Below are 9756 nucleotides of genomic sequence, written 5' to 3' on the forward strand. Positions count from 1 at the left end.
CGATCGACGCTTGCGAAAATGGGTCGCCAACTCAAGTCATCTCCATTCAACATCCCCAACGCAAACTGTATGAGGTGCATTATGCCAAGGGCGTCGGGACGCCTAAAATCCGCTGGCCTCCAGTCTTTTTGGGAATGGAGACGGCGCGCACCGATGGTGGAAAGTAGCTTCCCGAACTCATCCGCCGAGTAAGCCCGGGGAGTTTCACCCCGAGCTTCTCACAGAACCGGACGTATGCCTCTCGACATATCCGGCTCGTGCCACCCACTGAAGGCTGCCGCCTTCCGTTGAAGCCAGCGAACTCCTCCGGTCTCCCGTTGGCTCACCGATCTCAACGCAGGTGCCCCCCTCCCTTCGCTCCATGGGCATTACCCCACTTCATCACTACTACGGAGGAGTCCGCCCCTGACCGACGCATCAGTACTTTCGACCTCATGGTTCAGCCACTTGTGTCTTTTCCTTTCACATCGTTGATCAGGTTCTCAAGTTCCGTACGAAAGCCCAGATTGGAGTCACGCTCCCTGTACACCGGACACCACATGGACAGTAAGCAGGTATCTTCCATGCCCTTATCCCGGAGCTGGAATCAGGCTCCAGTTTTGATGTCGCTATACAAGTTTTCGATGCTTCCTCAGGAGTTCGCTTGCGCTCGTCTCTCCAATCCACACATGACGTGGTCATTGCCGCGCCTTTTCCATAACGTTCACCACCGCGGCTTTTGTCCGAAGCAGCTTATGGCTGTTTGGGGCCTCCCACTGCAGGGCGGCTCCGAAGGGTCCACCTTCATCTCCCGTACGGCATGGCACTTTCGTGCCTTCATGACACAAGATTCCAAAGCTTGTAGAGATTGTTCCGCAAGTCAGAATCGAACTGCTCGATCGTCTGCCCATCCACACCGGCCGAGCCCGCATTGGATTTGACCGCTTTGTAAGCCTCGTACACTTGCTTCTTTGTAATACTGAACGGTTTGTCCGTCGTATGTATCTGCATCTTCCTGTTTCCAGTTGTTTCGACCACACGACCGCCTGACCCGATCCCTTTGCTCCGGTCCCATTACAGGGCCTTCATCACTAATACGGATCGGTCCGTCCCAATGCTCCGCTTCGGTACTCTCGCCTCACGATTTTCGTCGCTTGTGCTTCTCCCTTGCCATCAGAGCGCTGGTTCCTGCAGTTCCGCGCAAAAGCCTGCATCCAACTCACGCCCCCTCTACGCCGGTCGCCGTCTGCCCAGTCATCAGGCGCCTGACAGACTTGTCCCAGAAGGGCTACTCACCTCTGGTTTTGGCGACGCCAAGCTTCTTAACGACGCGTCTTCGGTGGGTTCACTTTCGTTCGTCTTTCGGATGCACACCTGCTCGAGGTCTTGCCTTGAGCTTTTGTTCCAACGCTCACCACCACGGCTCTTTACCGCGGCAGCTTGGAGTGGTTTGAGACCTGCTCCTGCAAGCCGATCCCGAGGGACCTGCCCTCATCTTTCACGCAGCTTTACGACACTGTTTTCTCTTTGCTGTTTCCCTCCTTTCCATGTGTCTCTGCAGCACACAGCAGCCGATGAATTCGCTGGCTCGGGAATTGACCAATGCTATCTGTCCGTTCGCGTCCAGGAGCACGAAGCCTTCTCGAGAATTTTCAAGCGCATCGGAAAGCCGCGCCTGCGCGGAGCGACGTTACGCCACCTCTCGATCGACCATCTCCCTAATGTTGTCCCGCATCTTCCTCATGGCCGCGAGTAGCGAGCCTAGCTCGTCACTGCTGCCTCTGGGAATGTCTGCGTTCAAGTCGCCATCGGCAATACTCCTTGCCGCTTTGGACGCAATGGCGACGGGCCCGATGATCCGCCGTGCCAACAACCACGAAAATAACCCGGACAGAAGGAGCGCAACGGTCAGCGCCACCACATTCAGTTGCAGATCCCGCTTGATCGCAGCAAGCGCTCGCTGACGGAATAGAAAACCATCCCCGGCCGTATAGTTCACCAGCAACTCAATCTGCTGATTTACGACGTTGGCAAGCTGGTCAACATCGTCGATTTCCCGAGGGCTCGCTTCATCGTTCAAGGTGCCGTCAGCAGAAGTTTGAGAAGGACGGCGATGAATCGCGACCCAGGCGTTTGCCGCTTCTTTAACTTTGGCGGCTGCCTTCGCAGCTCGCGCTGATTGCGACCGTTCAGCCGCTATAGTCACATCTTCCGAGAGCGTCTTCGCCAGCTTGTCGATTTCATCATCTAGCCGAGCACGGGCAGACGGATGCTTTGTGACGTGTGAAGACGCCACGCGCATCGCGGCAAAATCGGCACCAGCCGCACGCGCGTAATTGATCGACATCAGAGACTCATCGAAGGTCCGCGCAACCAAGTCGCCTGCGTGCCGGATACCGAGGACGGAATACCCTCCGAGGCCCACCGCAATCGCACTCATCGCAAGACAAAAGCACAAGATCGCGATTCGGATCGACCCTCGAGCCGAGACAAAGCGCGAGAAACAGGCGATCACGGAAGGAAAGGCCTGAAGGACCATTTTTGATTGATTGGCAAATCTGCCGACGACGAAAAGACTCATCCAGGTGTCTTTCGCTAAAACAAGAATCTCCGAGCAGCGGCATTGAGACGATCCGTTCAGCCCCTCGCCGCACCACTTCTCAAGTTCCGCCGGGTCCAAGCGGCCTAGCTCGCCTCTGACTGGAGCCGTTCTTGCGCATGCGGTGGAGAAAAAAAGGCCGCCGGCTAAGGCGGCCTTTGATTATTTCAGAGAGCTGCTGATGGAACCGAATTTCGTAGTGAGTTTAGTGCCTAGCCCATTCACGGCTGCGATGATAGCGAGCGAGATACCCGCCGCTATCAGCCCATATTCTATGGCGGTCGCTCCGGACTCATCGCGTAGAAAGTGAACTAGCGTTTTCACGGTGCGTGCCCCTTCTAAGGTTAACGCTCAGGATTTACTGGCAATGTGTTAAGGCCGGCAGAATCGCATTCGAGATTCCGTTTGTTGTGGCGCGAAAACTTTGTACGGAACGAACAAATGCGCGCACACTCAGCAAGGTCGCGGTGCTCGCCGGTCCAGTGACTAGCCGCAAGCGGGTGCAGGTGGCGATCTCGGCGCTGGCGAGCGACATTTCGCCAGAGGAGTATCGCGCCGAATACAGCCGGGCGGACGGATGTCTAGTCAAGGATCGCGACGCCCTGCTGGCCTTCTACGGCTTTCCCGCTGAGCATCGGTATCATTTTGTGCTCCGCTCAAATACTCTTCTGCAAACATATCCTGGCCTCCGCAGCTAAAAGCGGTGGCAAAAGCCGACCGGAAGGCACCCACGCGCATCACTCGTTTCCGCTTGCGCTTCAGTTCGAGTGCGGCGTTGAACGCGCGGCATTGAACTTGCGATCGCCGAGCGCATGGCCGAGCATGGCGCCAAGGTCGTGATCTCCTCGCGCAAGGCCGACGTGTGCGACCAGGTCGCGAAGGGATCAACGGCAGGTTCACGCGGGATCGAGTGCAGCGACGAGACTAGTTAAGAGGGTACCCGGGAACGGGGCAGTGATAGCGACGCTGGCATACTTCATTACGGCGGGCCCCTTTCCCGAGTGCCCGCGGCGAGAAGCTCCGCAGTCTTTGCGCGAGGGATCGACGCCGCACGGCCGAGACGCCGCGCGGCTCGGTTCACGAGAGCCCGGTGCGGCGGAAGCCGCACGCGCGCAAGCGGAGGAAGCCGCCAAGACTTAAATCGGATGATCTAGATTGCCTCGCGCGCATTCGTTTGCGCGTCATAGATCCTGATCTGAGGCATGGAAAAACCTCTCTTTAGTTCTTCTCCACCTGGCGTGGCGCCGTTTTGGTTGCAAATTCGGCTTGAGCCGGCGTTCTGAGAGGCGCGATGGGCGAGCGAACGCGAAGAGGTCGGGCGCGGGGACTGCACGGCTCTGACCAGCTAGAGGCCCCGCCCCTCGGAGCAAGGGGCGGGGCCCGCTCCCTGCCGCCCCAGAGGGAGCCGCGCCGCTGGAACAGCGCGCTATTATGCAACGTTCAATTTCCGCGCCTTATGTTTGGGCGAGCCGCTTGGAGACTCACGGATGTTCCGATTTTCGGCTCTGGCGTTGCTTTATAACGTTGCGCAGGACAATTTCAGAAAGCTGCACGACCAGCTGCTTGAGACGCGCAATCTCTTGCTTGTAGCTTTCGATCTCGCGTCCGTCCGTCACCACCGAAACTTCATGGCGATTGTCGCTTTCTGTCATCCTACATGCAGAACCTTTTCTTCGAGAGGATCAAATAGATTTTCGCACCTTCGCCACACGCTTTGACCAAAGGCCGCCGACATCCCTGGGTTGACCACCTATCCTCACGATCACTAGCATTATTCTACCTATGCTGCCTCGGTGCGCGCAGACGGGCCAGTCCCATTTGGGATAGAACTTGGAGCTGCTGTGTAGGCTTCCAAAGTTTCGAACTGATCTTTCGCGATTGTCGGCCCTGGGTCCGCCCGGCCATTGACCTCACTCGGTCGGGCGACGTCACGCACCCGATACGCTTGCCTGCTCGATATGATGTCGGAGCCCAGATCGAGTCTCTGGACGTAGTAGCTCGATCGCGAGCTCATTCGATCTGAAACTAACTGTTAGCTATGGATGTTGCCGAGCTATCGTACTTGCAGATCGCAAGCGGCGTTACCCTGGTCGTGCTTGGTCTATTGGGTCTGCGGTCAGGCGCAACATCGAGATGGAGGCTGAGCAAAACGCGATTTGGAGAGTGCGACTAATCGCCGGGCGGGTTTGCCAGACTATCTCGATCTCTGAACCTCAAGCGATCCAAGTGAAGCCTCTAATCGATCAGTGGTATATGTTCGTATCGGAAGAACAAACGTTCTCAGCGACTCGCAGTATTCCGAACAAGAAGGGAATCCAACGCAGATGGCACGCAAACTCTGGCGGATGGCTGATCGCTTGCATGATAGGCAGAAGACCTACTCGATCGGGCTTTACTGCAACGGCAACGAAGGCGCCGTCTCGCTCGCCACGGCACGCCAGACGCGTGACGCCGCAAAGGCCTTGCTAGCACAAGACCCGCCGGTCGATCCATCGATCGATAAGCAATTCGAACGGCATCTCGATGCGGCTGAGCGCCCCTTCGGCATGTGGATCGACGAATGGCTTACGGAGAAGAAGACCGAGAAGATCAAGCGCGGCAGGATTGTCACCGTGCGCAGTCCCGAAACCATCGCGCTACTCGAAAGATAGGCCGGCTATCTGAAGAATCGTTTCGGCAATCTCTACCGGCTAGACATCAAGCGCTTCGACGTGCTCGCCTTCTTTCGGGCGATGCAGACTGAAGGCAGGTTGGAGACCCATGACCGAGTTCACCGTATCGGTGAACAGGTCTGCGACTACGCCGACCTCGAAGGCGATGGCTACAATCCGTTCCGTGCCTGCGAGAAGCAACTCGCTGTCAACGTCTCGACACCACGGCCCGGCGTCACTGAGCCGCAGGATGTGGCTCGTCTTTTCAGATTGATCATGCCGCCATGGGAGAAGGCCAGATTTGGCGACGTGGTCGGTGATGCCCTTCGGATCGATGCATTGACGATCCCTCGCCCGGGCATGATCAACGAGATGGAATGGACCGAAGTCGATTGGGATGCCAAACGCTGGACCATCCGGGCGGCGAAGATGAAGACCGGATGGGACCATGTGGTGCCGCTGTCGCGCCAAGCCCTCGCAATCCTGAGGCGCGTGACGCACCGCTGTCTAACGCGACGCTCTGTCATCGGCTGCGTGCGCTCGGCATCAACACTAAGACCGAACATTGCGCCCATGGCTTCCGCACGACGTTCTCAACCCTTTGCCACCATGAGGAGTTCAAGGAAGCCAAGGCATGGGACAGTGATGTCATCGAATTACAGTTGGCGCATCTCGACAGTGGCTCGGTAAAGGCGATTTACAGGCGGCACGGGCCGCTGGCACTGATCGGCTCGCGCACCAAGCTGATGCAGCATTGGGCTGACCGGATCGATGGCTTTGCCGATCCAAAACAACGAGTCGTTCAAAGTGCCCGCACAGTCTCCCCTCCTCCTCCCTAACAGAGGCTGGTGGGCCCGCCTGGATTCGAACCAGGAACCAGACCGTTATGAGCTGCAGGATAACCGCGGCCGTCGTTGATTTTACTGCGCTTTTGCAGGAAATCGGCTGCGTTCATTTCGCTTCGTGCGGGTTGATTCTGGTGCGAAACTGGTGCGGTTCGTTCGCAATCGAAACTTGGACTTAGAGCGTGTGCCTGCTGTTTGGTAATGTCGTGAGAACGCAAGTTAATCCCAACGGTCCCGACGATCAGCGAATTCTGTGTCATCGTGCCGGCCGATCGCGGCGGCCTGTCAAGGTCAACGTCCACCCGGTTTGCAACGCGCTCTCGGAAGCGAGAAGACGTTCTTGGGAAAGCAGGCCAGGAGAAAAGATAGTGAGTTTCTTCCAGCGTCTAAAGAAAGAAGCATCTCTCGAGTGGCGGGCTTACACCGAGCATCCCTTCACGGACCGGTTGGCTGACGGCTCGCTCCCCGAAGCGGCGTTTCGTCACTACCTCGCTCAGGACTACCTGTTCCTCATCGAGTTTGCTCGCGCCTACGCGCTCTCGGTCTACAAGTCGCCCAAGCTTGCCGACATGCATGAAGGGGCGGCCGGCCTCGCGGCCATCCTGGATGTCGAGATGAATCTGCATGTGAAGCTCTGCGCCGGTTGGGGGCTGTCCCCGAGCGACCTCGAACAAACCCCTCCGGCGGTCGAGATGCTGGCCTATACGCGCTACGTGCTCGACGCGGGAATGCGCGGTGATCTGCTGGCACTAAAGGTGGCGCTTGCCCCCTGCGTGATAGGCTATGCGGAAATCGCAACGCGGCTCGCCTCGCGCCCCGACGCGAACGCTGCGACGAACCCATATCGCGTTTGGATCGCCGAGTATGCCGGCATGCCATACCAGGAGGTCGCAGCGAAAGCGCGCGCGCACCTGGAGCGTCTCGCCGATCGTTACTCCACGCCAGCCCGCGAGGTAGAGCTGATCGCGGTATTCAAGGAAGCTACCCGACTCGAGACCGACTTCTGGGAGATGGGCTGGCGCGCGGGCCAGCGTGTAGAATAGTCATTTCGGCAATCGTCAGGCTCACAACCTGAAGGTCGCAAGTTCAAATCTTGCCAACCAAGTTTTCATGATAGAAATCAAATAGTTAATCCCGCCATTGGCGGGCTTCATCGTATATTACAGGCCTTTCCCATGCGTTATCATTTTTGTCGCCTAAAACCGCGCAATCTCAATGCGTTGCTTGTTGTTCGTCCGCGACGTTACTATTTGCTCCCAAATTCTCATGGTCTCAAAATGGGCACAAAAACGAGAGGGCAGCGGTTGTGTCTCGCGTCACTTCGGAGATTAGAATTCATCGCGCTTCACTCATGAGCGTCAGCTAGCGCGCCACGATGAGTACCAATCCACTTTTCAAGAATGCGGTTGAATCGATTCAGCTTGGCATCGAGGACTACGGCGCCAACGATCCCAAGCGCGCGATGTCCGCGGTCCGAAACTTCTATGCAGGCGTACTGCTGCTGGCGAAGGAAGTGCTCGTACGGGCTGCTCCGGCCGCTGACCCCAAGGAAGTCCTGGGCGCGCGATACAAGCCCGTTCCTGACGGCCATGGCGGTATCAAATACGATGCAAGCGACCGTACGATTGATTTCAGCGAGATCGGTGAACGATTCCGAGCCTTCGGCCTGAAGATCGACCAGGCCGCGCTGAGGGAGCTCAACCGTATCCGCAACGACATCGAGCATCTCTATACCAACGCCGGTCCGCAGACCGTCCGAGAGGCAATTGCGACCGCTTTTCCGGTTGTGGTGGACCTGTTTCGGCTGACCGAGGAGGATCCTCGGACGGCGCTGGATGGCAGCTGGCAAGCCATGCTTGAAGTGAGGGCCTTCCACGACCGGGAACTCGCCGACTGCCGCAAGAGCTTTGAGGGCGTCGATTGGAAATCGACCGTTATGGCCGAGACCTCACTAATCTGCCCGGAATGCGGATCGCATCTGGTCAGTCGCAAGGATGTTTCGAGGCCTGACGTTCAATGGGCCGATGCGGAGTGCCGCGCGTGTGGTGCCGATATTTCCGCCGAAGAGCTCGTTGAAGCGGCGCTAGAAGCTCACTTTGAAGTGGAAGCTCATATTGCCGCGAAGGATGGTGGCGAGCAGCCGGTCCATCCCTGTCCCGAATGCGGGGTAAAGGCGTTTGTAATATGGAACGATGAGAACCACTGTGTCTGGTGCGAGGCATCGCTGGACGAATGCGCGCGGTGCCATGTCGGTCTTACGTCCGACAATGTGTCAGATAGCAGTTCGTTGCTCTGCTCTTACTGCGACAACCTGATGTCCAAGGACGATTAGTCCCACCTGAACTTGGAATTCTTGCCTCGAAATTAAAGCTCATGGCGAACGGTGTTATTGCAATCAGAGGGTTCGATTATCAGTCCACCATCATTTTGGCGGAGCTTTTCGATCACTTCGAGACACATGGGCCCAGCGCGACGGTTCGGCCGGAGGGGAAGGACGATCTCGATCTTCATTGGCTAGAAGGGCTTGAACCGCGCTCTCGTCATATTCAGGTGAAGAAGCCGAGAGAAGATAGCGATGGCAACCGAAAGCCCGCTGCCTGGACCCTATCTGAAGTCATCAGCGAGTTACTGCCGGGCTCCATTGTCCGTCTATCGGGGAGGAGCATAGTACTTGTCTCCAATCGGATCGAATCGAGGTTGGATTTCTGGCGTTGTCATTTGGTTCCCCAGCACTAAGCACCGTTTGACAAGCGCGAATCCAACAGCGCTGTCTTCTTACCTATAAGGCACTTCTGATCGACGGATATTGACGTTGTCGCGGCCCACACTCGTCAGAAACAATCCGACGTTCTCTTCCGTGTCAGGATTCTTCGGCCCGAGCACCACTTCCTTGATCGGAGACTTCCTGCCACCGTCCGTTATATCCAGCGACACGTAAGGAATCTGCACGCCGTTGCGGACTCGATAATTTATCGGAACAGGTCCCGACCGTCTGACACCACTACCGTCGATAGCCCCAACGGGAATCATGCGCCGTTGATTTTCGTCTAGCGCCAGACCCGAAATATGCACTCGGCGAATTTCCCGCTCTTCTGCGAACGAAGGATGCTTGTAAGCACACAAATCCAAACCGAAGTTGAACCAGTGACTAAAAAACTTTTGGCCGCAACCAAAGTCGAAACCTTTTTCGACTTGGAATACGTGCTTAATATTGTTGGTTAGTTCGGCTCGTTGCGCTGCCCTGTCGTACAGTACCCGCAGTGGCTTCGCGGGCATCTCTAGCTGTTGAGCAGAAAAACCAATCGCAAACCCGCGAGCATCGTCGGCGTAGGCGCGTCCATTGACTCAAAACGTCACCATCGAGTGAATAGCTTGATATCATAGCCACCGAATGGCTTTGACTTAGCTTGACGATCTCTGTGATCTTATCAATGAACTCGGCACCGCAGACCTTTCTCAGCTTGTCAGCCGCATCTTCAAACTGAGCTAAGCCCCACTTTCGCTCTGTGGCATCATTCAGTCCTGAATAAGCTGTGTGCCACATGGTTTGAGAACGAATAATTTGCGTGAATGCGTCCGCTCCGCGAGCTATCGCCGAAAGTTGGTGACGGTGGGAATCGGAAAGGCGGCATATCGTGGGGGTGCTTGACGCCTCCACTTCTCCACCGAAGGAGCGATATGC

At 56.8% G+C, this 9756-nt stretch carries 9 protein-coding genes, 1 tRNA gene and 3 pseudogenes; 7 read left to right on the top strand and 6 right to left on the bottom strand.

The window, feature by feature from the left end; translation table 11 throughout:
* Positions 1-1477 precede the first annotated feature (1477 nt).
* The 3 genes and pseudogenes from QQL28_RS46050 to QQL28_RS44855 form a co-directional block, all read right to left on the bottom strand.
* A pseudogene (locus tag QQL28_RS46050) lies at positions 1478-1642 on the bottom strand (PAS domain-containing protein); the annotation flags it as partial.
* A gap of 27 nt (positions 1643-1669) precedes the next feature.
* Positions 1670-2659: a HAMP domain-containing protein gene (locus QQL28_RS44850; RefSeq protein ID WP_284276224.1), complete on the bottom strand. Its 990-nt coding sequence runs from the start codon at positions 2657-2659 to the stop codon at positions 1670-1672.
* A gap of 81 nt (positions 2660-2740) precedes the next feature.
* Complete coding sequence (locus QQL28_RS44855; protein WP_284276226.1) at positions 2741-2902, bottom strand: Flp family type IVb pilin; 162 nt, start codon at positions 2900-2902, stop codon at positions 2741-2743.
* Positions 2903-3366: 464 nt separating this feature from the next.
* Between QQL28_RS44855 and QQL28_RS44860 the strand changes: the two are divergent.
* Positions 3367-3462, top strand: a pseudogene (locus tag QQL28_RS44860) (short-chain dehydrogenase); the annotation flags it as partial.
* A 597-nt stretch (positions 3463-4059) separates the two neighbouring features.
* Here the strand turns inward: QQL28_RS44860 and QQL28_RS44865 are convergent.
* A complete protein-coding gene (locus QQL28_RS44865) occupies positions 4060-4230 on the bottom strand; it encodes a hypothetical protein (protein WP_284276229.1) in 171 nt (56 codons plus the stop codon).
* A gap of 672 nt (positions 4231-4902) precedes the next feature.
* Here QQL28_RS44865 and QQL28_RS44870 point away from each other — a divergent pair.
* Positions 4903-5229 carry an Arm DNA-binding domain-containing protein gene (locus QQL28_RS44870; protein WP_284276231.1) on the top strand — a complete coding sequence of 109 codons (327 nt, stop codon included), beginning with the start codon at positions 4903-4905 and terminating at the stop codon, positions 5227-5229.
* 39 nt (positions 5230-5268) lie between these two features.
* Here QQL28_RS44870 and QQL28_RS44875 read toward each other — a convergent pair whose 3' ends face one another.
* Positions 5269-5430 carry a hypothetical protein gene (locus QQL28_RS44875; protein ID WP_284276233.1) on the bottom strand — a complete coding sequence of 54 codons (162 nt, stop codon included), beginning with the start codon at positions 5428-5430 and terminating at the stop codon, positions 5269-5271.
* Positions 5431-5606: 176 nt separating this feature from the next.
* Here QQL28_RS44875 and QQL28_RS44880 point away from each other — a divergent pair, with 176 nt between their 5' ends.
* From QQL28_RS44880 to QQL28_RS44900, 5 genes are all read left to right on the top strand, one after another.
* Positions 5607-6068, top strand: coding sequence for a site-specific integrase (locus QQL28_RS44880; RefSeq protein ID WP_284276235.1), 462 nt, complete (start codon positions 5607-5609; stop codon positions 6066-6068).
* A 374-nt stretch (positions 6069-6442) separates the two neighbouring features.
* Complete coding sequence (gene tenA / locus QQL28_RS44885; protein WP_284276237.1) at positions 6443-7117, top strand: thiaminase II; 675 nt, start codon at positions 6443-6445, stop codon at positions 7115-7117.
* Positions 7108-7177, top strand: a tRNA-Val gene (locus tag QQL28_RS44890). The genes tenA and QQL28_RS44890 overlap by 10 nt, the downstream gene beginning before the upstream one ends.
* 272 nt (positions 7178-7449) lie before the next feature.
* A complete protein-coding gene (locus tag QQL28_RS44895) occupies positions 7450-8406 on the top strand; it encodes a hypothetical protein (RefSeq protein ID WP_284276238.1) in 957 nt (318 codons plus the stop codon).
* A 41-nt stretch (positions 8407-8447) separates the two neighbouring features.
* On the top strand, positions 8448-8810 hold the full coding sequence (locus tag QQL28_RS44900; protein WP_284276240.1) for a hypothetical protein: 363 nt from the start codon (positions 8448-8450) through the stop codon (positions 8808-8810).
* A gap of 39 nt (positions 8811-8849) precedes the next feature.
* On the opposite strand, the pseudogene QQL28_RS44905 reads toward QQL28_RS44900, so the two are convergent.
* A pseudogene (locus QQL28_RS44905) lies at positions 8850-9398 on the bottom strand (DUF2971 domain-containing protein); the annotation flags it as partial.
* Positions 9399-9756: the final 358 nt, after the last annotated feature.

This window comes from Bradyrhizobium iriomotense, from assembly GCF_030160715.1.
In the GTDB taxonomy this organism is placed as follows: domain Bacteria; phylum Pseudomonadota; class Alphaproteobacteria; order Rhizobiales; family Xanthobacteraceae; genus Bradyrhizobium; species Bradyrhizobium iriomotense.